The sequence below is a fragment of the Corynebacterium sp. HMSC059E07 genome (assembly GCF_001814395.1).
Lineage (GTDB): Bacteria > Actinomycetota > Actinomycetes > Mycobacteriales > Mycobacteriaceae > Corynebacterium > Corynebacterium hesseae.
The window spans coordinates 15,032-39,937 of record NZ_KV816315.1 but is presented as its reverse complement, the minus strand read 5'-3'; the positions used below and the strand labels follow the sequence as shown (position 1 = coordinate 39,937).

19 protein-coding genes and 1 tRNA gene are annotated in these 24,906 nt (G+C 61.3%); 10 read left to right on the top strand and 10 right to left on the bottom strand.

The genetic code is table 11. From position 1 onward, the window contains the following. Position 1: 1 nt before the first annotated feature. Together HMPREF2967_RS07500 and HMPREF2967_RS07495 are read right to left on the bottom strand one after the other, a co-directional pair. Positions 2 to 199: a DUF2613 domain-containing protein gene (locus HMPREF2967_RS07500; RefSeq protein ID WP_010188604.1), complete on the bottom strand. Its 198-nt coding sequence runs from the start codon at positions 197 to 199 to the stop codon at positions 2 to 4. A 32-nt stretch (positions 200 to 231) separates the two neighbouring features. Beyond that, on the bottom strand, positions 232 to 738 hold the full coding sequence (locus tag HMPREF2967_RS07495) for a universal stress protein (RefSeq protein WP_070685859.1): 507 nt from the start codon (positions 736 to 738) through the stop codon (positions 232 to 234). A 58-nt stretch (positions 739 to 796) separates the two neighbouring features. Here HMPREF2967_RS07495 and HMPREF2967_RS07490 point away from each other — a divergent pair, with 58 nt between their 5' ends. The 7 genes from HMPREF2967_RS07490 to HMPREF2967_RS07465 all read left to right on the top strand — a co-directional run bounded on the left by HMPREF2967_RS07490 (position 797) and on the right by HMPREF2967_RS07465 (position 12,956). Next, positions 797 to 1,858, top strand: coding sequence for a glycoside hydrolase family 3 N-terminal domain-containing protein (locus HMPREF2967_RS07490; protein WP_070685857.1), 1,062 nt, complete (start codon positions 797 to 799; stop codon positions 1,856 to 1,858). Between the two features lie 34 nt (positions 1,859 to 1,892). Then, complete coding sequence (locus HMPREF2967_RS07485; protein WP_198531029.1) at positions 1,893 to 3,584, top strand: VanW family protein; 1,692 nt, start codon at positions 1,893 to 1,895, stop codon at positions 3,582 to 3,584. A 3-nt stretch (positions 3,585 to 3,587) separates the two neighbouring features. Next, positions 3,588 to 5,372 carry an ABC transporter ATP-binding protein gene (locus tag HMPREF2967_RS07480; RefSeq protein ID WP_070510963.1) on the top strand — a complete coding sequence of 595 codons (1,785 nt, stop codon included), beginning with the start codon at positions 3,588 to 3,590 and terminating at the stop codon, positions 5,370 to 5,372. Positions 5,373 to 6,005: 633 nt separating this feature from the next. Continuing rightward, positions 6,006 to 7,511, top strand: a complete 1,506-nt coding sequence (locus HMPREF2967_RS07475; RefSeq protein ID WP_070455355.1) for a SpaH/EbpB family LPXTG-anchored major pilin — start codon at positions 6,006 to 6,008, stop codon at positions 7,509 to 7,511. A gap of 216 nt (positions 7,512 to 7,727) precedes the next feature. Beyond that, positions 7,728 to 8,609 (top strand): class C sortase, encoded by an 882-nt coding sequence (locus HMPREF2967_RS07470; protein WP_070432260.1) that lies wholly within the window; start codon positions 7,728 to 7,730, stop codon positions 8,607 to 8,609. 85 nt (positions 8,610 to 8,694) lie between these two features. Beyond that, on the top strand, positions 8,695 to 9,465 hold the full coding sequence (locus HMPREF2967_RS12855; RefSeq protein ID WP_232770728.1) for an isopeptide-forming domain-containing protein: 771 nt from the start codon (positions 8,695 to 8,697) through the stop codon (positions 9,463 to 9,465). Further along, the gene (locus HMPREF2967_RS07465) at positions 9,465 to 12,956 is read left to right on the top strand and encodes a prealbumin-like fold domain-containing protein (protein WP_070685853.1); all 3,492 of its coding nucleotides are present in this window, start codon (positions 9,465 to 9,467) and stop codon (positions 12,954 to 12,956) included. Before HMPREF2967_RS12855 ends, HMPREF2967_RS07465 begins: the two co-directional genes overlap by 1 nt. 78 nt (positions 12,957 to 13,034) lie before the next feature. Here HMPREF2967_RS07465 and HMPREF2967_RS07460 read toward each other — a convergent pair whose 3' ends face one another. The 3 genes from HMPREF2967_RS07460 to HMPREF2967_RS07450 all read right to left on the bottom strand — a co-directional run bounded on the left by HMPREF2967_RS07460 (position 13,035) and on the right by HMPREF2967_RS07450 (position 14,384). Beyond that, positions 13,035 to 13,964, bottom strand: a complete 930-nt coding sequence (locus tag HMPREF2967_RS07460) for a class C sortase (protein WP_070685850.1) — start codon at positions 13,962 to 13,964, stop codon at positions 13,035 to 13,037. Between the two features lie 110 nt (positions 13,965 to 14,074). Beyond that, positions 14,075 to 14,263, bottom strand: a complete 189-nt coding sequence (locus HMPREF2967_RS07455) for a hypothetical protein (RefSeq protein ID WP_070448130.1) — start codon at positions 14,261 to 14,263, stop codon at positions 14,075 to 14,077. Positions 14,264 to 14,310: 47 nt separating this feature from the next. Next, positions 14,311 to 14,384, bottom strand: a tRNA-Gly gene (locus HMPREF2967_RS07450). A gap of 87 nt (positions 14,385 to 14,471) precedes the next feature. On the opposite strand from HMPREF2967_RS07450, the gene dcd reads away from it, so the two are divergent. Further along, positions 14,472 to 15,044: a dCTP deaminase gene (dcd, locus tag HMPREF2967_RS07445; protein ID WP_070685848.1), complete on the top strand. Its 573-nt coding sequence runs from the start codon at positions 14,472 to 14,474 to the stop codon at positions 15,042 to 15,044. Positions 15,045 to 15,104: 60 nt separating this feature from the next. Continuing rightward, positions 15,105 to 16,433, top strand: coding sequence for a UDP-glucose dehydrogenase family protein (locus HMPREF2967_RS07440; RefSeq protein ID WP_198531031.1), 1,329 nt, complete (start codon positions 15,105 to 15,107; stop codon positions 16,431 to 16,433). Here the strand turns inward: HMPREF2967_RS07440 and HMPREF2967_RS07435 are convergent. Next, entirely contained in the window at positions 16,363 to 17,589 is a 1,227-nt protein-coding gene (locus tag HMPREF2967_RS07435) for a YibE/F family protein (protein WP_070525852.1), read from the bottom strand. The genes HMPREF2967_RS07440 and HMPREF2967_RS07435 overlap by 71 nt on opposite strands. A gap of 121 nt (positions 17,590 to 17,710) precedes the next feature. On the opposite strand from HMPREF2967_RS07435, the gene HMPREF2967_RS07430 reads away from it, so the two are divergent. Then, positions 17,711 to 18,964, top strand: coding sequence for an HNH endonuclease signature motif containing protein (locus tag HMPREF2967_RS07430; protein ID WP_070685844.1), 1,254 nt, complete (start codon positions 17,711 to 17,713; stop codon positions 18,962 to 18,964). 83 nt (positions 18,965 to 19,047) lie between these two features. On the opposite strand, the gene HMPREF2967_RS07425 is transcribed toward HMPREF2967_RS07430, so the two are convergent. The 4 genes from HMPREF2967_RS07425 to HMPREF2967_RS07410 form a co-directional block, all read right to left on the bottom strand. Next, positions 19,048 to 20,271 carry a pyridoxal phosphate-dependent aminotransferase gene (locus HMPREF2967_RS07425; protein WP_070531971.1) on the bottom strand — a complete coding sequence of 408 codons (1,224 nt, stop codon included), beginning with the start codon at positions 20,269 to 20,271 and terminating at the stop codon, positions 19,048 to 19,050. Positions 20,272 to 20,281: 10 nt separating this feature from the next. Beyond that, positions 20,282 to 20,902: a DUF1707 SHOCT-like domain-containing protein gene (locus HMPREF2967_RS07420; protein ID WP_369816028.1), complete on the bottom strand. Its 621-nt coding sequence runs from the start codon at positions 20,900 to 20,902 to the stop codon at positions 20,282 to 20,284. Between the two features lie 9 nt (positions 20,903 to 20,911). Next, entirely contained in the window at positions 20,912 to 22,132 is a 1,221-nt protein-coding gene (locus tag HMPREF2967_RS07415; protein WP_070523707.1) for a cation:proton antiporter, read from the bottom strand. A 69-nt stretch (positions 22,133 to 22,201) separates the two neighbouring features. After that, positions 22,202 to 24,799, bottom strand: a complete 2,598-nt coding sequence (locus tag HMPREF2967_RS07410; protein ID WP_070685842.1) for a (Fe-S)-binding protein — start codon at positions 24,797 to 24,799, stop codon at positions 22,202 to 22,204. Positions 24,800 to 24,906 lie beyond the last annotated feature (107 nt).

The following is a 24,906-nucleotide window of genomic DNA, read 5'->3' as shown; positions in this document are numbered from 1 at the left end:
GCTACTCGCGGGAGCCGTACTCCGGCCCGCCCATCACGGCGTCGGAGGCCTTGACGGAATTATCGTTTGGAACGGCATCTGCCTGCGAGAACTGCGCGATGCCCAGGATGGTCACGACCCCCAGCGCTACGCCAACGACCGCGCTGCCCAGGGCCGGGCCCAGGGTGCGCTTGTTGAGTGAATCGCTGTCGAATGCCATGGCGCCAGATTCTAGCAGTTCGATGCCGCCTTTTAGGAGTGGCTCTCCGCGGCGGCGTCGTCCTCATCATCGTTCTCCGGCGGAACGATGAAGACCGGCAGGCCTGCGTTGCGCACGATGTACTCCGCGGTGGAGTTGTTCCACAGCGAGCGGAAGCCCGTGAGCGCGCGGGTTCCGGTGACGATGACATCGATGTCGAGTTCGTGGGCGGCGTCGACAATCGCGCTCTGAATCGTCGTCACCGATTCCACCAGGTGGGCATGGCCGCGCAGGCCGAGGGACTCGGCCTTGGCAATACCACGGTGGCAGATGGCGAGGGCCTCCTCGTAGGCCGGGTCATCCTCCACGCTGTCCGGTGAGACCGTGGATTGGTGCAGCCCGGTGCGGCTGACCGCGCGGGCGGCTTGGCGCGCGGATGGCTCCCAGGCGGTGAGGATTTCTACGTCGGTGGGGCGCAGGAGCCGCGCGGCGTACTCGAGGGCGCGGTCGGCGCGGTCGGAGCCGTCATAGGCAATGAGCATGGTCTCTCCGTTATTCATGTGACCATCCTAACAACCGCTTGTTTCCCGCGCGGGTGCTTCAGGCACACTGGTGGGCATGAGAAAAGCAATGCCCGCCCTCCTGTTGAGTGCTACCTGTGCGCTGAGCGCGTGTAGTGAGGAGCCTGTGCTTTCCGACGCCCCGCCCAGCGAAACCAGCGCCGCGGCCTCGAGCGCCGCGTCGGGGGACGCGGCAGAACACGATGCCGCGCTTGAGGGCGTCCGCGCTCGCGCTGCCGTCAAGCTCATGCCGCCGGCGCTGAACTACGAGGATGCCCGCGCGAAACTCGAAGCCGGCGTGGGCGGGCTCTTTATCCCCAGCTGGGCCGACCCTGAGCTGCTCAGCGATGGCCCGCGGGGAGTGAACGCTTTGCGCGAGGAGATGGGCCGCGACTTCGAAGTCTCCATCGATTTCGAAGGCGGGCGCGTACAGCGCTTCTCCGAAATTTTGGGCGACTACCCCTCTCCGCGGGCCATGGCGGAGGGCCACAGCCCGGAGGAGGTCGAGGCCCTAGCCACGGAGATTGGGCAGAGCCTACGCGCCCACGGCGTGACGGTGGACTTCGCCCCGGTGCTCGACGTGGATGGGGGAGACCTGGAGGTCGTCGGCGACCGCGCCTTCTCCACCGACCCACAGGCCGCCGGCGAGTATGGCGCGGCCTTTGCCCGCGGTCTGCAGGCCGCCGGTGTGAAGGCCGTGTTCAAACACTTCCCCGGTCACGGGCGCGCCTCCGGGGACACGCACTTGGGTGAGGCGGTGACCCCGCCGCTGGAAGAACTGTACGGACACGAGTTCGTGCCTTTCCACACGGCAATCCCGCAAGCCCCGGAAGCGGCCCTCATGATGGGCCACCTCGTGGTGCCTGGGTTAGGGGACGAGCCCGCCTCCCTCAACCCGCGGGCTTACCAGCTGGCCCGCGAGGAACTGGGTTTCGAGGGCACGATTTACACCGATGACCTGGGAGGGATGGCCTCCATCTCGGAGAACTTCAGCGTGCCGGAGGCCGTGGCCGCAGCCCTCACCGCCGGGGCCGATATGCCGCTGTGGTCCACCGACGATGACATCAACGCGGTCATCGACGCGGCCGCCGACGTGGTGGCCCAGCAAGAGGGCGACTAGTAAAAACTAGCTGGCAGCCGTTAATCTCGTACACGTGAAAAAGGCAATCGGACACAGCCAACAGCGACGCAAGGGGCTCCAGGTGACCCTTGGCGTGCTCGTCGGCCTGATACTCATCGCCGGCATCGCCTATGCGTGGGACGTCATGGCTAACCAGCACAAGGTCCCGCGCGCGACGTCGGTCGGCGGCGTGGACATCTCCCGCATGGAGCGCACCGCTGCGGTGGAGAAGCTGGAGCAGGAACTCGGGGACGTCGCGGCCCAGCCCGTGGATATCCGCGCCGGGGAGAAAAGCTCGCAGCTTATCCCCCAAGACTCCGGCCTAAGCCTGAATTATCAGAAAGCCGTCGACGGCATTCCCGACGCTTCCCTGAACCCCCTCTCGCGCCTGTACAGCTTCATTAAGCCCACCCAGGAAATCCCTGTGGCTGTGGACATCGATGAGAACCAGCTCTCCGGCCAACTCGAGCGCGTGGGCAACGAGCTGAAGATCGAGCCGGAAGACGGAAACTTGGAGCTTATCGACGGCTCCCTCAAAGAGACCAAACCCAAGCTTGGCCAGGCGGTGGAAGAGGGAGTGCTGCACGAGGGCGTCGTGAAGCACTGGCTCGACCCCGAGGGCGTCGACGTCGAGCCGATGGTGGTGGAGCCTCAGATTAATGATGAGGCGATTGAGGCCATGCGCACCGGGGATGCCGCCCGCGCGCTGGATAACCCGCTCACGCTGAAGGGCGAGAACAACACCACCGGCACCTTGCGCAAGCCGGAGATTTCCCAGTTCGTCTCCATCGCCGCGGAGGATGGCGAGCTACGCCTCAAGGTGGATAAGAACCGCGCGCGCGAGCTTTTCCAAGAGCGCATGCAAGGCTCCGAGGTGCCCGGCACCAACGCCAAAATTTCCTTCAGCGGCAACGACAAGCAGATCACGCCCTCGGTGGATGGCTCCATCATCGACTGGGAGAAGACCCTCGAGGGCTTCGAGGACCGTGTGAGCAGCGAGGACGACCGCGAATGGGATGCCGATTACAAGCCGGACCCCGCAGACTTCACCACGGAAATGGCAGAGAAGGCCACCTTCGATGAGACCGTGTCCGAGTTTTCTACCGGCGGTTTCTCCGGGGCCTCCGGCACCAATATCCGCCTGGTGGCCCAGGAGGTCAACGGTGCCGTGGTCAACCCGGGTGAGACCTTCTCCCTCAACGGCTACACCGGCCCGCGCGGTACCGCGCAGGGCTATGTGGAATCCGGCATCATCATCGATGGTCACGCGGGCGCTGCCGTGGGCGGCGGCATCTCTCAGTTCGCCACCACCTTGTACAACGCGGCCTACTTCGCCGGCATGGAGGACGTGGCACACACCCCGCACTCCTATTACATTTCGCGCTACCCGGCTGGCCGCGAGGCCACCGTGTACGAAGGCGCAATTGACCTGCAGTTTAAGAACACCTCCAACCACCCGGTGCGCATCGAAACCAGCTTTGGTGACGAGATCACCGTGCGCTTCAAGGGCGTGAAGACGGTTGAGGTCGAGTCCATCAACAACGGCCGCTGGGCCAAGACCGAGCCGCAGCGCAAGTCGGTGAGCGAGGACTGCTCGCCGTCGTCTGGCACGCCGGGCTTCACCACCTCGGATACCCGCGTGATCAAGGACCTCTCCGGCAAGGAAATCTCCCGGGAGACCACCACCACGGTCTATGACCCGCAGCCCATCGTTACCTGCGGTTAAGCCATGACCCGGCCGATGCACACCGCGGTGAAGGACCCGGCGGACGTCGATCAGCTGGCCCAGCACCCAGTGAAGTTTGGTCGCGTCGCCGGCCTTTTCGCAGCCCACCGCGGCACGCTGCTTGTGGTGGTAGCGCTCATCATCGCGACGTCTGGGCTGACGGTGGTGCAGCCTTTCTTGGTGCGCCGCACCGTGGACGAGGCCATTCCCAACCACGACACCGCACTGCTGTTGTGGCTGGTGGGCGGCATGCTGGCCATCACCGTGGTCTCTCAGGCCATCGGCGTTATCCAGTCCTTTTTATCCGCGCGGGTGGGGCACACCATCATGCACGAGCTGCGCACGCAGGTCTTTGCCAACCTGCAGCGCCAATCGCTGCAGTTCTTTACCAATAACCGGGGCGGCGAGATCCAATCCCGCCTGACCAATGACATCGCGGCGATGCGCGGCATGGTGACCACAACCGCGACATCCGTGGCCAGCAACCTCACCATGACTGTGGCTACGTTGGTGGCGATGGTGGCGCTTTCGCCTACCCTCTCGCTTTTGTCCCTGGTGGTACTGCCACCCGCCGTGTGGCTCACCCGCCGCGCCGCCGTGCTGCGCCGCAGCCTTATGGAGAAAAACAGCCGCGCGCAGGCGACGCTGCAGCAGACCATTTCGGAGAACCTGTCCGTGTCCGGCATGCGCCTGGCGGCCACGCTGGGTGCGCAGGAGCGCGTCTATGACGGCTTTGAGAAAACCTCCCGCTCCCTCATCCGTTTGGAGCTGGAATCGCAGTTGGCCGGGCGCTGGCGCATGGCGCTGACGCAAATCATCTTCGGCGTGATGCCGGCCCTGATTTACCTGGCGGCCGGCTTGCGCCCGGGCATTACGATTGGCACGCTCATCGCCTTTTCCACCCTGCAGACCCAGATCTTCCGTCCCATTACCGGCCTGCTCAACGTGGGCGCGCAGTGGGTAGCGTCGATGGCGCTGTTCAGCCGCATCTTCGAGTACCTGGACTTGGAGCCCGAACTCACGGAGACCACCCAGCCCGCCCAGCTTGCCGACGCCTCCCTCACCCTCCACAACGTCTCCTACCGCTACCCCGGCACCGACACCGACGCGCTTTCCGACGTCTCCCTTTCCATCCCCGCCCACACCACCACCGCGCTAGTGGGGCATACCGGGTCCGGCAAGTCCACGGTGGCCGCACTTTTTGCGCGCCTTGCCGATCCGACCGAAGGCACCGTGCACCTGGGCGGGGTCGACCTGCGCGATATTCCACCTGAGCAGCGCGCGGAGGTCATTGGCGTGGTCTCCCAGGAGACCTACCTGATTCACGGCACGGTGCGGGAGAACCTCCTCTTCGCGCAGCCGAATGCGAGTGAGGAACAGATGTGGGCGGCGCTTAACGCCGCGCGCGTGGACGAGGTCATCGCCGCGCTGCCGGAAGGTCTGGACACAGTGGTGGGCTCGCGCGGCTACCGCTTCTCCGGCGGTGAGCAGCAGCGCCTTTCGCTTGCCCGCACGTTGCTGCGCCAACCACGGGTGCTCATCTTGGATGAGGCCACCTCCGCCCTCGACAACGAGACGGAGCGCGCCATCCAGGAGGCAGTGCTTGGCGCGGATGCTACCCGCTTGGTCATCGCCCACCGCCTGTCCACTATCCGCGATGCCGACCAGATCATCGTCCTCGACGCCGGCCGCGTGGCCGAGCGCGGCACCCACGCTGAGCTGCTGGCCCGCGACGGCGCTTATGCGGCGCTCCTTCGTGCCGCGAAAACTACTGGTGATCGTTCTTAGAGAGCCCCGCCAAGAAACCTAGGGATGTTAGCTTTCTATCTGGAGTTTGTTAAAGACCGAGAAAATATATGGCTTCGGGATTGTCCTGAGGTACCTTCTTGCCGCGCCCCAGTGGTTGCCCATGAAGATTCACGTCTACCTGGCGATATTGACAGTGTTAATGGTTGTGCTGGTGGTTGCATGGCGCTCTTGGTAAGCGTTTCGCAGTGAGATAGTTGCCACCAATGTGCCTGGGCAAGGCTGCTAGAGCCCCCGTAAGGGGGCGGTGAGGTCGATATCACTCAAAGTGGAATGGCAGCTACCAATACCGCAGTTTAACTGCGAATATAATTATTATCTGCGCGGGGGGGGCGATTACTTGAGAGGGCTAGCTGGTTTTATGGGAAGCGGGCATTTGTTCGATATCGCATTTCTTCTTCTAGGTATAGGGTCTAGCTATGTAATCCACAGGCTACCGTTACTTAGGCTAGGGGCCCGGGTAGGTGCCTTACCTTCTTGGGAACGTCGCTCTATGTGGGTGAAAGATTCTTAGCGATGGGCCGGGCCATGGTGTGTAAACCGTGGGGAGTGGATTGCGTACAGCTGATGAGGCGCGGTGTCTCATTACACAACTCATGTAAAGGACCTGTTTCCGTGAACAAGATCTCTCGTACCGCTCGTTCGGTCACTTTCGCAGCAGTCGTAGGCCTCTCCCTGGGGATCTCCGCTCCGGGCGCCCTGGCTCAGGACGATACCGCCGCCGATGCTTCGGCGACTACCACTTCTGAGGCTCCCGCGGGCACCTCCGTTAACCCGGCCAACATCGACTTTTCCAAGAAGGGCTCCATCACCCTCTACAAGAAGAAGGGTGCCGAGTCTGGTAATGCAGCTACCGGCCAGGAGATGGAAGGCGTACAGGGTGAGCCGCTCGCTGGTGTGACCTACAAGATCACCAAGCTGAACTACGACCTGCAGAATGGCGACTGGTCTAAGTTCCCGAAGACGGCTGCCGATGCCAAGGGCCACGAGACTGAAGAAACTTTCGAGACGACCACCGGTGACGACGGCAAGGTGGCTTTCGAGAACCTGGATCTTGGCATCTACCTCGTTGAGGAGACCGATGCTCCTGCCGGCATCGTGTCTGGTGCTCCGTTCATCGTGTCGGTGCCGATGGTCAATGAGGCCTCCGATGCGTGGAACTACAATGTCGTGGCCTACCCAAAGAACACCGAGACCAAGACTGAGAAGACCGTCAAGGATGCAGATAAGCACATCCAGGATGGTTACACCTACACCATTAACGCTTACGCCCCGACCTGGGGCGAGGGCAAGAGCCTGACTGCTTTCCGCTTCGAAGACCAGCTGGATAAGCGCCTGGACTTCCAGAAGGTTACCGAGGTCAAGGCTGGCGACACTGTTCTGGAAACCGGTGACTACGAGGTCAACACTCCGGCTGACAACAGCAACAAGCTCATCGTCAAGCTGACTGACCAGGGCCTGACCAAGGTTGAGTCCGGCGACAAGATGTCCCTGACCTTCGAGGTCAAGCGCAAGGAGGTTGGCGACACCACTGAGCTGAAGAACCAGGCTGACGTCATCTTCAACAACCCGAATACCGGTAAAGAGGTCAAGAACAAGACCAACGAGGTCGTGACCTACCACGGCAAGCTGAAGGTTGTGAAGAAGGACGGCAAGGAGGCCGGTAAGGTCCTGCAGGGTGCGGAGTTTGAGCTCTACCGATGTGCCTCCGCGCAGGATAAGCTCGAGAACCCGCTGAGGGTAAACGGTGCGAACAAGTGGACTACCGGCGCTGACGGTACCTTTACAATCGACGGCCTGCACGTCACCGACTTCGAGGACAGCAAGGAGGTTGCTCCGGCAACCAAGAAGTTCTGTCTGAAGGAGACCAAGGCTCCGGCTGGTTATGCACTGCCGGAGAAGAACGTTACCGAGATTGACTTCACCCGCGAGAATATCGCGAAGACTGGTGAGCTCAACGGTGACGACAAGATTACCCTCGTGTCTGAGATCGACAACATCAAGCAGGACACCCCGAACCTGCCGATGACTGGTGGTGCCGGTGTCGGAATCCTGGCCGCTATTGGTGCAGCCATCGTCGCAGCTGGTGCATGGTTCGCTCGCCGTACCGCGCGCAACTAATAGCCGGGCGTAGTTCCGGTGGCGCAGACTGTCCATGGTGGTCTGCGCTGCGGGTCGGGTAGCCAAGGTAGGCAGCCCGACCCAATGAGGGGACTGGACTAGGCGTAGATTCCGGTCCCTATCTTTCTCTTTCGTTGTAATCCCGGTCGCGCTGCGCTAGCGCGTGGGCATTGTTTTGGGTGGTGCGGGTCGTTGACTTCGGTGGTAGGCCAGGAAATGGGCCGGCGGCACAGGCGCCGTGGAGGCTTAGCTCTTCCGGCGGTAATCGTTGTCGTCGGGTTGTTGGTGATGCTGTACCCAGTGGTCTCGACCGCCTGGAACAACTGGAATGCCTCACGGGTGGCGCAAGAGTATGCGCGACTGGACAAAGAGACACCGGCGCAGGTGCAGGACTCCGTATGGGATGCTGCGCATGCGTACAACGAGGAGCAGACTTCGGGTCCGATCTTGGATCCGTGGCTGAACCGTATCGGTGTGGATAATCCCGATTATGAGGCTTACCTGGAACAGTTGGGTGAGACCGAAGCGATGGCTCGCCTTGTCTTCCCAGCCGTAGACGTTGATCTGCCGGTGTTTCATGGCACCGCGGATAAGACACTGCAGCGTGGACTAGGACATTTATATGGCTCTGATTTGCCGGTAGGCGGACCAGGAACTCATTCCGTCATCACGGGGCATACGGGCCTGGCGAATTCAACGATGTTTGATCACCTCGACTCTGCCACCGAGGGAGATGTGTTCTACATCCAGGTTGCTGGCCACAAATTGAAGTACGTCGTCGACAGCATTCAAGTGGTTCTGCCGAGTGAAGTTGATGGCCTACGGCCAGTCGCCGATCAGGACTACGTCACGCTGATTACGTGCACTCCGTACGGGATCAACACGCATCGCTTGCTGGTGCGTGGCCATCAGGTTCCTATGGAGCCGGGGGAGGAGTCGGTATTTGAAGGCTCCCACGGCCCGGGTTGGCAATGGTGGATGTACGCACTGTTGGCTGCGGTGATTGTCATTGGTTGCTGGCTGGTGTGGTGGCTGCGACGGCAGAAGGCGGCCGGAGCGCAAGAAATTATTGGTGAAGAAAGTAGCGTGCGGGAGTAAGGCGATGAAGAGGTTGACAAATACTTGGTCGGCCCGAGTGGTTTCCGTCGGAGTAGCGTGTGCGGTTTCGTTCGCAGGGCCGGGCGTGGTTGCTGCAGAAGCGGTGCAGGTTGCCGGGCAGCAGTCCACTGGTGCCGAACGCACTTCGGCTACGGATACAGTGACAATCCGGCTGACACAAGGCAATCCCAACGACGATGGCCAGGCGCCCTCGGGAAAAATCCAAGGTGTCACAATTCATCTGGACCGGCTTGCCGGCTTGGACCCGACCAACGCTGACGACGCAGCCCGCGTACGGAACGCGAATCTCGACGAGGTTCGTGATTGGCGCACCGATGTGCACGTGGATCTGGTCACCAATGCCAATGGCGAGGTGACGTTTGATGGTCTAGCTCATGGCTTCTATGTGGTGACGTCTACAGCGCCGGATGATTCCTACCGAGAGATAAACCCGTTTGTGGTGGCGGTTCCATTCCACACGGTGGTAGATAACCCGAAACCAGTACCAGGAGTGATTGTGGCCAAGACCCACAAACCGGGTGAAACGCCGACGCCACCCACGTCGTCATCTGCTCCGAGCGCTCCGCCGTCACGCCCGGATACCCCGCAAACACCTCCGAACTATCCACCGACTAAACCAGGGAAGCCACCTCACCAACCCGAGACAACGCCGCCGGGTACTCCAAGTGCCGGTAAGACCTCAACCCCAGTAACGCCGTCGGGCAATGGTGGCTCATTGGCGATGACCGGTGCACAGGTAATCGGTGTAGTAGCCGCAGCGTTGGCATTGATTGCCACTGGTTTCGTGATGATTGCCTTTAGCCGTAGGAAGAATTCAGAAAGCGAGGGACGGTAATGTCCTGGACAGATTCTCATCTGGTCGAGCCGGTAGCGTATCGCTGGCGCGTCGTAGGGGCGTTCGCTGCAGTGCTGGCCCTAGTTTTTAGCGTCGCTGCGCCGGCTGCTCTTCCAGGTTTCATTGGCGCTGTCGCCGAGGCACAAACCACAGCGTTGCGTGTCGAGCTTGATTCCGCAGACCAACTGAGCCTGACTGTTGGCGACTCCGCAACATTTGAAGGCCACTTTGTTGACGCCGGAACCGTGGAGGAGTTGGAATTCACTGTTGAGACTGCAGGACTGGAGTTCGACGGCTCGGCCTACACACTGACTATCGACGGCGAAGTGATCCCCGTCCGCGAAGGAGACAACCTCGTTGTAAAATCAACCAGTTCTTCAGTGACTTTCCGAATCGCTGGCCTTTCTACTGACGTGCCAGCAGGGGCAGCTTTCTCACTGAAGATCCCAGCGGTCGCAGAGGAATCCGAACTGAGCGGGATGTCCGTCGACGTGCGTGGAGTAGCCGAGGAGACTACCAGCACGTCATCACCTGAATCCAGCGAAGCCTTAGAAGCCCCTTCGGAGGTGACTGAGCCGCTTGATATTGCTGACGTTGACGCGGCCCCAGCCCGTCTGATGGCGGCGCCGAACATTACCCCGTACGCTGCAGGCGACCGCACCATCACGATGGTAAACGATGGATACGTGCTTAAGGGAAGCCGATATATCCCGAACTTTAAGATTCCGTCCGGTGAGCTTTTTGGCGGCCAGCTGTCCATTCCGCAAGGCACGGTGGTTACCCTCAAATCCAGCGTTAACAGTTATTTATCGACTAACCCTGATGACCTGACGATCTATTACACCGGTGCCAACGGAGGTTGGTATGAGGCGAAGGTGACCTACAAAAGGATTAGCGCCAAGGAATACCAAGTCATCCTGCCGCAGATTACTATTGGTGGCACCGCACAGATTCAGTTTAAGGGTGTTCACCGCGGGCCAGACAATACAGTGTTTACAGCTTCCTTCACTGTTCCTGCGAAAGAAGAGTGCCAAGATCCGGTTACAAGCAGGCAGCCAAAGCGCGAGCTCACCCCAGCTGAATTTGCTGACGGTAGCCCTGTCTACGTTGTGACCAGTGAGCCTGCAGGCCGGACCCGCGATACCTCTGTCCTGCGCCGGCAGATCGACCAGGGCCGCGATTACCGGCAAGTAGGCGAGAAGACCCCATGGGTTTATAACTCTCTAGCATTCAATTCGAGCGACAACTGGCTCTACGCGGTGAGCCAGATTCGCGGCGAAAATGGTGATCCTTGCTACCCAGCAGGACATCTCCTGCAGATTAATCCGGCGACCGGTGTGGTACATAACCTTGGGCCTATCCTTACGTCCGGAAGCACCGGTACCCCTTTCGAAACGAGCAGCGACCGGGATCTGCTTAACGCGGGCGTGTATACCAGCGAGGGTTTCTTCGTGGCTAACACGTCTACCTCTGGTACTCGGCGCCTTTATAGAATCGATGTCGATAATGTCACTGCTAAACGCGTGTTCGGAAACCAGCAGTCTTTTTCGGAGGACTGGGCGGTGCTCCCTCAAGCCCAGAAGTACATGTGGGGCTTCCAGAGTAGATCTCAGGCCGGCGACAAGCTGATTCTTGAACGCATCGATACTCAGACCGGGGCAGTCAAGACCTGGGATCTCACGGGAATCAAGACTTTGGACGGGCGCACTATCTCCAACCCCTCCGCCTCGTGGGGCAAGGCATGGACCTATTCCAATGGAAACCTAGGGTTTGGATCGGGTAGTTCGGCTGCGAATCAGCTGGGTTTTGAGCTAAAAATCAGTAACCCGGACTCCGAAAGTCCGACGTTCGAGTTGGTCAACATAATGAACAACCTGCCTGCTTCATTTAACACGGATGCTGCTTCCGATCTGGTGCCGCCGCCGCCAGCGCTGCAATCCAACATTGCAGTGAAGAAGCAACGCTCCGAGACCAAGGCGGTAAACGGCGAGGTCCGTACTTTCTGGACCATTTCGGTGGAAAACACCACAGCTAACGCCAGCTCGGGAGGCACGTTCTGGGAGTACCTACCAACGGATACTCACTATGGGGTGAATGCTTCCGGTCCCACTGCTAAGTTCGAAGGCTTTGGGCCTGGATCCACACTCGTCAACGGGCGTAATCCAGGGCCTAACGAGATTGGCCCGGGGGCCGGTATTTATGCAGGCATGACTGTCCCGTCCGGAGCGGACGGTGAGTCCCGATACATGAAGGGCTATGTTGGTACACTTCCAGGACACGCGAAGGTAGAGTATGTCGTCTCTGCGCCGGTGCGAACGGATAAATACGGCAACCTCAAGACGGTGTGTAGCCCGAACAAAGTGGCTTTCCAAGCCACTGATGGTGAGGCCGGTAGCGACAACGTTGCTACTGAAGCCTGCTTCAGCAAGGTTGCTGTCGACAGTGCACCGCAACCTGTTCCTGGTGCGGCGAATGAATATACCGCGAAGTACAACGTCGTAGTAGCCGCCCCGGATGCTCCCGGCTTCGACACCAATGAGGTGATCTACGGAAAGCTGACGGATACCCCGAAGTTCGTTGGTGCCGCCACGGTTACTGGGGCCACTGTGGTCTTCAAGGACGAGTTCAACAAGACCAGCCAGCCGCAGTCGTACCAGGGGGCCGGTCCGTATGAACTCAACAAGAACGACACTCCAAAGATCATTAAGCCCAAGGGCGTCAATGGAAGCTCCGGGCAGCACGTCTACGAGGTGACGGTGCGCTTCAAGCTGGATCGAACCAAATTGAATAGCACATCCGTCCCTGCCGGGTACCCGAGTCAGCCTGCCGGTAACTCCCGCTGCTACACCAAGGATGGCCTACATGAACCCAACTTTGGCCTCATGAACGAGGCAGAGATGGGCGGTTGGAAAGACACCTCTTGTATCCCGCTGGAGACCAAGCAGATGGATGTCCTGCTTGAAAAGGTGAGCTATGATCCAGCCGCGCCGGACAAGATTCAAACCGACGAGTTGCTCGACGGCGCGCAGTTCACCGTCCACCGTGGTGACGCTGACGGCAACTTGAAGCTCAACGCGGATGGCACCGTCAATACTGATGCTAACCCCGTAGTGAAGCAGTCCACGACCACCACCACAGGCCGCGTCAAGCTCGAAGGCTTGGATGCCCCTGGCGTGTACTACCTCATCGAGACCAAGGCGCCGAACGGCTATAACCTGCTGCCCGCGCCAATCAAGTTCTCGACGGAGTGGGATCAGAATGGCAATGCAGTCATCAAGGTGCTCTCCGGAGGAACTGCTATCACCAGTAGTAGGTGCGCTGAGTCCGACACTGCTGCCAATTGCGTAAAGAAGGTCGGCATCCTTCAGGTCGCCGACATCACCAAGGGTGCACTGCCCAAGACCGGTGGTGAGGGCGTAGGCCTGTGGGCTCTCGCTGGCGCCGCGATTGTCGCGGCAGGGTGCCTCGCTTTGCGACGTCGCCGGGTATAGAACCAGCGCTTGCGGCGACTTTTAGAAAAGGCCCGCTCTTCCAGGGAAGGGCGGGCTTTATTGCAGTTTTATTGGCGGTTAGGAGTCTTGCGGGTCGTCGTTAAGCGCGGTGTCCTTGGCGTTGCTGACATATTTGCGCCACCAGTAGATGAGCAGAAGCACGATGATGGCAGCGGCAGCCAGGATGGCCCACATCCACCACTGCCAGTGAACACCCGAGCTGTTGAATGCGGCCTCGTCTTCCGGATCCATCGGCACTCGGTGGCCTGTGACGAGCAAGCGGTGGGTATTTACGCCGTAGGGAGTGCACGTAATGAGCGTAACGAGGTCCTGGCCAGGCTCACGGTGAAGCGAGCTGGTGTCCGCAGGCTCGACGACCCGAATATCGTGCACCTCGTACTTGAGCTTCTCGCCGCCGGCGGCAATATAGAAAGCATCACCTTTCTTGACCTTGGTGAGATTGTCCCACAGCGTGGCGTTTTGTAGGCCGGTGTGAGCAGAGAGTGCTGCGTGCCGGCCCTCGCCATCACCTACGCCGCCGACAGGTAGGTCTGTGCCATAGAGGTGGCCAGCGCCGCGGGAGAGTGCCTTCTCCGACGTGCCGTGATAAATAGGCAGATCAGAATTGATGGAGGGGATAACGATGCGGCCCATGGCATCGGTCTCCGACAACACAGACAGGTACTGACGGTAGTGCTGGTACTCGGGAGAGTCTTCGTCATCGGTGGTGGTCCAAGCGTCTTCCACACTGATGTGGCCCAGCTGGGCATTGTAGGTCTGTGCCTCGTCCCACGCGGTGTGCAGGACCTCAGGCGGGGCTTGCTTCTCCAGCTTGGCGTATTCCTCCGCGGCGCGGGATTGGGTGTGGTTGTTCCACTGCGTGGCCACCACGGGGTAGAGCAAGACGCCGAGGCCGACGAGGATCAGAATTAACGCAATGATGGCGTTGGGGTTGACGCCCTTTTTCTTGGGTGCGTCGGTGTTTTCCGCTGGTTCGTGCTTGCCCATTGTGTCCTGCCTGTGTGGGGGTCTGTTGCCGCACGCCCTGGTATTGACGTGGGGGTAGTTTTTGAATCTCAGGCTAGGGACGATGTAGCTCTGAGAGAAAACGTGTCTGTCTAGTCGCCGATAACGAAGCACAGGGCTTCATACCGATTCAGAGTGGCCTCGTCGATGGCTAAAATTTGATCAACCGCGCGCTGTTCGCGGAGCTCATCGATTGTGCGGGGCGCAAGATCTTGAAGTACATGCTCACGTTCAGCGCGAAGCTCCGCTGTGGTTTTGGGCGTGAAGATAGGGGCTGTCATGGTCCATCCTGTAGGTATGAAATTAGTCCATGAACTGGGAAAATACGTGGAGCCGACGACGGGAATCGAACCCGCACTCTCAGCTTGGGAAGCTGATGTTCTACCACTAAACTACGTCGGCGCAATGCAGATTGTGCATCGTTGTAAAGCTTAGCACCGCCGCCGCCCGAGGCCATAAACACCCCAGTGGGGAGGTAGACTGTGTGCCGTGCTTCTTTCTGATCGTGATATCCGTGCCGCCATTTCCGCCGATGATTCAGAGCGTTTGAGCGTTGAGCCTTATGACGCCGAGATGATTCAGCCTTCCTCCATCGATGTGCGCCTAGACAAGTTCTTCCGCGTGTTTAATAACTCGCGCTACACGCACATCGACCCCAAGCAGGAGATGCCGGACCTCACCAGCGAGGTGGAGGTGGCTGAGGGCGATGCCTTCGTGCTGCATCCGGGTGAATTTGTGCTCGGTGCAACGCTGGAGAAGTTCACCCTGCCGGCCAACCTTGCAGGCCGCTTGGAGGGCAAGTCCTCCCTGGGGCGCTTGGGCCTGCTGACGCACTCCACGGCCGGATTCATTGATCCGGGTTTCTCCGGACACATCACGCTCGAGCTGTCTAACACCGCGAACTTGCCCATTACCTTGTGGCCGGGGATGAAGGTGGGCCAGCTGGCCATCTTCCAGATGTCCTCGCCGGCGCAGGCCCCGTATGGCTCCGGCGCGTTGGGGTCGAAGTATCAGGGTCAGCGCGGGCCTACACCGTCGAAGTCCTATCTAAACTTCCGCTAAACAATCCGCATCTCGCCGGGCGAGACGGTAGCGCAGCGCCTAAAATAGCCGGTTATGCGTATGACTGTTATTGGTACCGGCTACCTAGGTGCGACTCACGCCGCCTGTATGGCGGAGCTCGGCCACGAGGTACTCGGTGTAGATGTTGATGAAAACAAGATTGAAGCCCTCAAGAATGGCCGCGTGCCGTTCTACGAGCCCGGCCTTCCGGAGGTGCTCGAGCGCAACATCGAGTCTGGCCGCCTGGGTTTTTCCACCAGCTATGACGACGCCGCGGAATTCGCCAACCTGCACTTCCTCGGCGTAGGAACCCCGCAGGCACACGGCTCCTATGCGGCGGACCTGACCTACGTGAAGTCCGTCATTTCGGAACTCGTGCCGCGCTTGAAGGGCGAGCACATCATCTTCGGTAAGTCCACCGTCCCGGTGGGCACCGCAGCGGAGCTGCAGCAGATGGCCAATGAGCTTGCCCCGGAGGGCACCAGCGTGGAGATTGCGTGGAACCCGGAGTTCCTGCGCGAGGGCTACGCCGTCAAGGACACCATCACCCCGGACCGCATCGTCCTCGGCGTCGGCGAATTCGCCGAGAGTCGTGCCGAAGAGGTTGCCCGCGAGGTCTATGCCAAGCCGCTGGCGCAGAACACCCCGTTCATCGTGACCGACCTGCAGACCGCGGAACTGGTGAAAGTCTCCGCCAACGCCTTTTTGGCCACCAAGATTTCCTTCATCAACGCGGTCTCTGAAATTTGCGAGATTGCCGGTGCGGACGTGGTCAAGCTTGCCGACGCCATCGGCTACGACGAACGCATCGGCCGCAAATTCCTCGGTGCGGGCTTGGGCTTCGGCGGCGGCTGCCTGCCCAAGGATATCCGCGCCTTCATGGCGCGCGCCGGCGAGCTGGGTGCGGACCAGGCTCTGACCTTCCTCCGTGAGGTCGACGCCATCAACATGCGCCGCCGCGATCGCGTCGTGGACTTGGCCAAGCAGGCTTTCGACGGATCCCTCCTCGGCCACCGCGTCACCGTTCTGGGCTGCGCTTTCAAGCCCAACTCGGACGACGTCCGCGATTCGCCAGCACTCTCCGTGGCCGGTTCGCTTTCCCTAGCAGGAGCCGCCGTGACGGTCTATGACCCGCAAGGTATGGAGAACGCTAAGAAGGTGTTCCCGACGTTGAACTACGTGGCGTCGGCAAGCGAGGCGCTCAAGGACACCGAGCTGGTCATCCTCGCTACTGAGTGGCAGGAATTCCGCGACCTCGACCCGGCTGAGGCCGGCGAGCTCGTGGCCCGCCGCCACATCATCGATGGGCGCAACGTGCTCAGCGTCGATGCTTGGCGCGAGGCTGGCTGGACCGTCGAGGCGCTTGGTCGCGTCCTTCCGGCACAGTAAACGCCGCAATCGCGGTGGTCAGCGGTACCGCAAGTGTCAAGGCCATCGCGCCCAGCAGGGAGCGCAGAACCTCCGTGGCGACGAGGTCACTGGAGAGGATCTGCAGGGCTGGGCGCTGCGCCGCCGTGATGAGCATGAGCAGGGGCAGGGCCGCGCCGGTATAGGTCAGCACGATGGTATACACCATGGAAGCGATATGGTCGCGGCCCACCTTCATGGCTGACATGAAAAGCGCGCCGGGCCCGGCTGCGGGGTCGGCGGCGTGGAGCTCGCGCACGGTGGAGGCCTGCGCCACCGCGATGTCGTTGAGGCTGCCGAGCGCGCCGATGATGAACCCGCACAGCAGCACGCCCACCACGGAAACCCCTGGCATGTAGAGCAGTAACTTGAGGTTATCTTCCGAGCTCGAGCCTGTTAGCGCCGTGCTGCTTATCGACGCCCACCCCAACGCCCCCGACAACGCTAGCGCCACCAATGCGCCTCCCAGGGCGGAGGCTGATTTCCAGTTCACGCCGTGCACGAGAGGAACGGCGAGGAAAAGGATGGCCGCGCAGGTCACGAGCGCTAGTGGCAGCGCCGAATGGCCCTCAATGAGAGAGGGGATGAGGTAGAAGAAGACGATTGCCAAGCTGATTACAAGACCCACCAATGCGCGCAGTCCGTGCCAAGCGGCGAAGCCGACGATGACAAGGGCCGCGATGATAGCCCACAACGCAAGGTTTCCATTGCGCTGAAAATCAGCGAAGGCATAGGTGCCGTCGCTGGAAACTGTCAGAATTACCTCGTCACCGGGGTGGAGGGTCGGGTCACTGGCCACGCCATAGAATACGAGCTGCGTCTTGCGGCCTGCGTCTGCGCCGGAGGTCAGGTCAATGAGGGCGCGGGAGCAGGAGGTGTCGTCGCCCTCGGCGGGGATGAGCGGGGCCTCATCGAAGGCGCGGCCCGTGTGGGGATCGGAGCACAGGTGGTTATCCACGGTCTCGACGGTGCCTTCGACTTGTGGATGATTGAGGGCGTAGGTGGTGGAAAAGTCCGGGCTGGTGTGCTCGGATGGCGGGGTGGTGGGGCGTAGTAGAAACAAACCCGCAAGCGTTATCAGAGCGGTGAGGCTAAGAAAACTGATGAGCCCAGTACGCCACGGATTCAGGTTAGTCATGCCTATCATTGTGAATGAGTTTCATTAAAAAGAAAACTAATGATGACGCGATCAACAAGTTATCCACAGGCTGGCGGCGGCGCCGTTGTGCGGTGCGGGTGGGGCGTTTAGCGTTGCTGGCATGAACCTTGTGGAAGCGCATCTTCGCAGCCAGGCGGCGGGCATCGAGCTTGTCGCCGGCGTTGCGGGGCTCAGCTTCGAGCAGCTCCGGGCGTGGGGTCCGGAGTCTGCGGCACGCTCTCTGCTGGCGCTTTTCGACGTCTACTTTGCCTCCACCGCCTTCACCCGCAAACAGGCGCGTGCGGTTGCGGCCGCCCGTGCCAATGGGCACGACCTTCCCACGTTGCTTCTCATTGAACGCTTCGCGGGAAGGCTGAAGAAACAGCGCCAGGCGTGGGATCTGCGCATTGAGCTGTGCGGAATCACTGGCGATGAGAAGGCCGTGGCCCGCTATGCGCGCAAGCGCATTCGCGAGCTCAGCCCGCCGCCCACGCCGAAGCCGGGCGTGACAATTCGCCGGGGTAAGGAGCTGTCCAAGCTCACGCTCACAGCCCCGGCCGCGCTCATCGAGGACTTGCGCCCTAACTTCGATGAAGACGATCCGGTAGGTTCCTTCACCGCCGCGTTCCGCGAGGGGCGCCTCGCCCGCCCCGTGGCCCAGACCCTCGCCGTCATGGAGCTTCCCGAGTACGCCACAATCCTGGGTCGCCTCGGTGATCCCTCCACTCCGCGCCCCGATTCCGCGGCTCCAATACCCCCAATTTCTACTTCGGACCAGCCCTGCGCCGACGAGTCTCGGGACAACGCAGCCCCAGACCTCGGGGATATCGTGATTCAGCTATCCAACGGCGCCAAGATCACGGGCAAAGAGCTCATCGAGCGCGAGCTCGCCGAAGAAGGCCTCGTCATGATTGTTGACCGCGTCAAAGGCCCCGTGGAACTCCACCGCACCCAGCGCGTCGCCTCGGAGAAGCAGCGCATCATGGCCTGCGGCGAGCAACCCACCTGCGCTTGGGATCGCTGCCTGTGCGGCGCCGATTATTCCCAGATACACCACATCACAGAATGGAGACACGGCGGCGAAACGAACCCCGAGAACCTCACTCCGCTGTGCAAGTACCACAACGCCATCAATGGTCTCCCAGGCCGTGGCCGTATCGTGCGTGAAAACGGCAAGATTAAATGGGTGCCAGCCGGCCCTCGCGATCCGCGGGAACCAGCCCACCCGCATCGCGCGCCGCGAGCCCAGCGCATCCGGGAGCATCGTGACGGCACAGCAAGCCACAGCGGTACTGAGCCAAGCACCCGCACACCCGCCGCGCCGCCGAAATCCGCACCTTCCGAGCCGGGAAGCCCCGCTCCGCCCGACCGCTAGTGCTTGAGGCAAGGGGTCGCGCACGCTTTTGCGCCGTACGCTTGCCCGATCGTGGGAAGCCTAGTTGTCAGTAGCGTGCAGTGCTACTGGCGGTAGCTCACCAGGAAGTTGCCGAGCCGCTCGATCGCGTTCTCCAGCTGCGAAGCCCACGGCAGCGTGACCACGCGGAAGTGATCCGGCGTGGGCCAGTTAAAGCCGGTGCCCTGCACCATGAGGATTTTTTCGGCGCGCAGGATGTCGAGCATGAGCTTCGAGTCATCGTGAATCTCATACACGTCCGGATCCAGACGCGGGAAACAGTACAGCGCGCCCATCGGCTTCGTCACCGACACACCCGGAATCTCATTGAGCTTCTCGTAGGCAATATTGCGCTGCTTGAGCAAGCGACCACCCTCACCGGTGAGCTCATAAATCGACTGCCGCCCACCAAGTGCGACCTGAATCGCGTGCTGCGCCGGTACATTCGGGCACAGGCGCGTGCCCGCCAGCAAATCCAGGCCCTCAATGAAACCGCGGGCATGGGACTTCGGGCCCGTCAGCACCATCCAGCCCGCGCGGTAGCCGGCCACGCGGTAGGCCTTCGACAGGCCATTAAACGTGATCGTCAGCAAGTCCGGCGCCAGGGAGGCAATCGAAATGTGCTTCGCACCGTCATAAAGAATGCGGTCATAAATCTCATCCGCCAGAATCAGCAGATTGTATTCGCGTGCTACCTCAACGATTTTCTGCAGCGTTTCACGCGAGTACACAGCACCCGTCGGGTTATTCGGATTAATGACCACAATTGCCTTGGTCTTCTCCGTTACTTTTGCGCGAATATCCTCAATGGACGGATTCCAATCATCCTCTTCATCGCACAAATAGTGCACGGGCGTGCCACCCGCCAGCGACGTCGCCGCCGTCCACAGGGGGTAGTCAGGGGCGGGGATGAGAACCTCATCGCCGTCGTCAAGCAGCGCCTGCGTGACCATCGAAATCAGTTCGGAGACGCCGTTGCCCAGGTACACGTCATTGACGTCGAAGCTGGGGAAATCCTCCAGCTCATAGCGCGTCACAATCGCGCGACGCGCCGGGATAATTCCCTTCGATGTGGAGTAGCCCTGGGAGGTCGGCAGCGCCGCAATCATGTCGCGCATGATGACGTCCGGCGCATCGAAACCAAACACTGCCGGGTTGCCGGTGTTGAGCTTCAAAATGCTGTGCCCGTCGAGCTCCATGCGCTCGGCCTCCGTGGAAACCTCGCCGCGAATATCGTAGGCAACGCCTTGTAGTTTGGTGGATTGATCAAAAATCCGGTTGTGTGTCATGCCGGATATGTTACTTCTGGTTCCACTGCTCCAGCTTGCGTTTGGCCAGATTCATCGCATCGCCGGTGATTTCGCTTGCTTGACGACGCCTCTCCGCCCATTGCGCCTGCTCCAACGCCCGCATCTGCGCGCGTTCCTCCGCGCCCGCGGCCTTGAGCTCGCGCATGCGCTGGCGCTCGATCTGGCGCGGCGACGGGCGATGCCAGGATTCCGGGCCCACCTTGGCCACGTACAGCATGATCCACAACGCGGGGATGAGGAAAAGCAGGCCCGTTCCGGTCAGCGCGGCGGTGACGCCGGACATGGCACCGAAAGATGCAATCGAGCCGAACAACAACCCCAGCGTGCCTACCATGGCCGTGGCCAGTCGAGGCTTCTTCGTAGCCTGGTAGGCGCGCTCCATTTCACCTTGGGAGTAGATCTTGAGCTCCGTGCTGGCTTTGGTGGGGATATCCATGAAGACGGCCGCCAGCTCGCGGCGAGTCGTCGCCTCCAATATCGCGTCGGTGCGCTGTTCAAACTCGTCCATCGATAGACGGCCTTCACCCAATGCCTGGGCGAGGTCGTTGACGGCGTTGGTCCGTTCGGCGTCGGAAAGCCGCATGCTGAAAGGATTAGTCACAATAGCCATCCTAACAGCCTATTTAGCTTGCTCCTTTTCGCGCACGAGGCCGGAGAGGAACGGGAAGATTGCGACGGTGAGGGCACCGCCGGCGATGAAGATCGAGGCCATTTCTGTATCGACGATGCCCGAACCCACCGCAAGCGTCATCACCGCCACGATGATGGGCAGGCCGGTTGCCGCATAGAGCGCCACTTGGAGGCGCTCGCGGGTGGTTTCGACGTCGGAGCCCGTGTGGTGGATATTTTCGCGCAGGAACACCGGAAGGCCGCGGGTGACCAGGATGAGAAGCGGGATGCCGAGGACCTTGAGGGGCTCGTCCACGATGACCTTCCAGTCAATCGCCATGCCGGAGACCACGAAGAAGACGGGAATGAGCATGGAATAAAACACCACGTCGAGGCGGTTCTCCAAGCCCTTATGGAACTCGTCGGGCACGATGCGGTTCAGGATGATGCCCGCCGCGAAGGCACCCAGCACGATATCGAGCTCAAAGACCGCGGTGACCGCCATGAGGATAGCCAGAATCAAAATGATGAGGCGCATGATGGTTTGGTTAGTGGAGCCCGCCCCGGAGATGAATGCGTCCTTGAACCACGGCATGAGCGTCGTAATGGCAAAGGGCATGATGGCCACGGCGACCGCGATTGCGATGAAGGCCAGAAGAATCAACATCGTGGTCCACGTGGAGCGCGTTCCCAAAAGGAGCGCCATCGCGGTAATCGGCGCAACCTCACCGATGGCGCCGTGGATGACCACGGAATCTCCCACCCGCGTGCCAAGCAGCTTGTCTTGCTTGAGCATTGGCGTGATGGTGCCCAGTGCCGTCGACGTCAAAGCAATTGCCATGACGATGGCGCCGGGGATGTCATCCATGAGGAAGTACGCGCCAACGCCACACACCACCATGCAGATGAGCCAGGTGGAGAGCCCCGTCGCGGCTTCTTTCGATTTCAGGCTGGCGAGGTCGATTTCAAAACCCGCAAGCAGGAACAGCGCGCCAACGCCAAGCTCCTTGAGCATTCCGATGCCGGGGTCTTCATGGGCCAGGCCCAGCATCGATGGGCCGATGAGCATGCCGAAGAAAATGAGCAGCGCCACGGCCGGCATCTTCTTGCCTAGGGCATGGGATACCAACGGTGCCAACAGCGCCACCGCCATAATCCATGCGAAGGACACCAGCGAGTTGGTGTAGTTGGTCTCGCCCGAGGCGAGGACGTAGGTTACGTCAGTTTGCATGGGGTAGAGCGTACCTGTGGGGTATCAGGCACGCCTACCCCGTGCGTTGGTGGTGTGGCCGACGTCGCACTAGTCGCCCTTGCTTGCCGACGCCCCCGGAGCCTTCGGCGCCGCTGGCGCGTCTGGCACAGATGGTGCTTTCGGTGCGGCTGGTGCGCTTGGCGCTGCTGGAGCAGCCGGCGCACTGGGCGCAGCCGGCGCTGCGGGTGCTTGCGGGGCGCTTGGTGCGGACGGCGCGGCGGGTGCGCTGGGGGCGGATGGAGCCGTTGGGGCCGCCGGTGGTGTCGGTGCGGACGGCGCCGCAGGAGTGCTGGGCGCAGTTGGGGGCGTCGGTGCCGAAGGAGTAGCCGGGGCACTAGGCGCTGCGGGTGCTTGCGGGGCGCTTGGTGCGGACGGCGCGGCGGGTGCGCTGGGGGCAACCGGAGCCGCCGGTGCAATCGGAGCGCCAGGAGAGGAAGGAACCGTTGGAGCAGTAGGCACGGTTGGCACGGACGGAGCTTGGGGCGCAGAGGGAGCGCTTGGTGCGGACGGCGCAGCGGTGGGGGCCTGCGGGGAGCTTGTCGGGGCAGATTGCGCAGCGGGTCCTTCCGGGGAAGGCGCGTCGGAATCTTCCACGGGCAGGCGGCGAGGCGTATCGAGGAAGGCCTTCTCACGCGGAGCAGGGAGGTCGCCGGAGGGGGCGATGGCGCTGTGCAGCATGAGCGCCACATCGCTGACCTGAGTTTCCGGTGCGATGGATTTCACGCCGCCCGTGAGCATGACGTTGCAGAACGGGCAGCCCGTCGCGATCTGTTCCGCGCCCGTCGCCACGGCCTGCTCCGAGCGGAACTCGTTGATGCGCTTGCCCAGCTTTTCTTCCATGAACATGCGCGCGCCACCGGCGCCGCAGCAGAAGGCCTCGTCGCGGTTGTGGTCCATCTCCGCCAACGATGCACCGGTGGCCTCCACGAGCTCACGCGGCGGGTCGAAGACCTTGTTGTGGCGGCCCAGGAAGCACGGGTCGTGGTAGGTCACCGGCTTGCGGTTCTCCGGGGAGCGCGGCACCGGGACCAGCAACTTCTCCCGCACCAAACGGTTGAGCAGCTGCGTGTGGTGCAGCACGTCGAAGTGGCCGTCGAAGTCGGGGTACTCGTTGCGAATCGTATTGAAGCAGTGCGGGCACGTCGTGATGATTTTGCGCTGGCCTTTGGGGACGCCTTGGAAGGCGTCGTTAAGCGTGGCGACGTTCTGCTCCGCCATCACCTGGAACAGGAACTCATTTCCGGCACGGCGCGCCGGGTCACCGGTACAGGTCTCGCCCGTAGCCAACACACCGAACTTCACGCCGGCGGTGTGCAGCATGTCCACCACGGCGCGCGTCGTGGCGCGGCCCTTGTCGTCGTAAGTACCCGCGCAACCGACCCAGAACAGGTACTCCAGGTCCGAAAAGTCTTCCGCGTCCTCGCCGATAATCGGCACCTCGATGCCATCGGCGCGCGCCTCGTCGATCCACGCGCGCCGTTCCGAGGCGTTGCGTCCCCACGGGTTGCCCTTTGTCTCGATGTTCTTAAACAGTCCGGTCAGCTCCGACGGGAAGTCGGACTCCGCCAGCACCTTAAACCGGCGCAGGTCCGCCACGTGGTCGATGTGCTCGATGTCCACCGGGCACTGGTCCACGCACGCACCGCAGTTGGTGCAGGCCCACAGGACGTCATCATCAATCGTGCCCGCCATCGCCAGTACGTTGAGCCCCTCGTGCGGGTTGTAATTATCCAGCGCGCCTTGGCGCAGGTCCATCATGAGCTTCTTCGGGCTCAGCGGCTTCTCGGTGTTCCACGCGGGGCACAGGTCCTGGCAGCGGCCGCATTCGGTGCAGGAGGAGGCGTCGAGAAGCATCTTCCAGCTCCCCGGCTCGAGGTCCTCCAGGTCCGGCGTGGGTACAGCCCCCAGCGCCTTCTCACCGTCCGCGTTGCGCTGGAAGAAGATATTGAAGAAGGCCATGAAACGGTGCCACATCACGCCCCACTGGAAATAGCGCGCGATGCACGCGATGAACACCAGGCCCGTCAGCAGCTTCACCAGGGCAAAGAACTGCACCATGCTTGGCGACGCCTGCATAACCCCCGCCACACGCATGGTCAAGAAATCAGCCCACGGGGAGCCGCCGCCATACGTGGCGATGGCGGAGGCCTTGACGGCGAGCATGCCTAGGCCCTCGAGGAGAACGATGGCCTCCACCAGGCGTGCGGGGAAGACCTGCGAATTGTAGAAGCGGCTGCCGCGCTCGGTGTGGCCGAGTTTCAGGCGCACGCCAATGAGGAAGCAGATGCCCAGCACGGTGCCGATCGCGAGGACCTCTTCGATGAAGTGGTAGACCGGCCAGTCGCTGAGCCACGGCCAGCCTTTATCGGGCGCGAAGGTTTGGATATAGGCCTCGAACCACACGATGGCGCCGAAGAGGAAGCCCACCATGACGAGCCAGTGTGCGGCGTTGACTAGTGGCCGGCCCTTGAAGTGGGTGTGGCCGAAGACTTCGATAAGCACGCGCCCGAGGCGCGCCAGGGGGCGGTCGGTACGGTTTAGCTGCGTGGGGCCGCCGGAGCGGATGAACCGAAACAGCGCCGTGAGGCGGTAGAAAAAATACAGCCACACCGGGACCGATGCGGCGATGGCAACCCAGCCGAACATGCGCGCTCCTTTAATTGCTGCTGTGTGTGCCTCTTACCTTAAATCCTCGGCCCCGAAATCAGTGAGTCAGCATTCAGCTAGTGTTTTGAGAGGCCGAGAAATAAGCT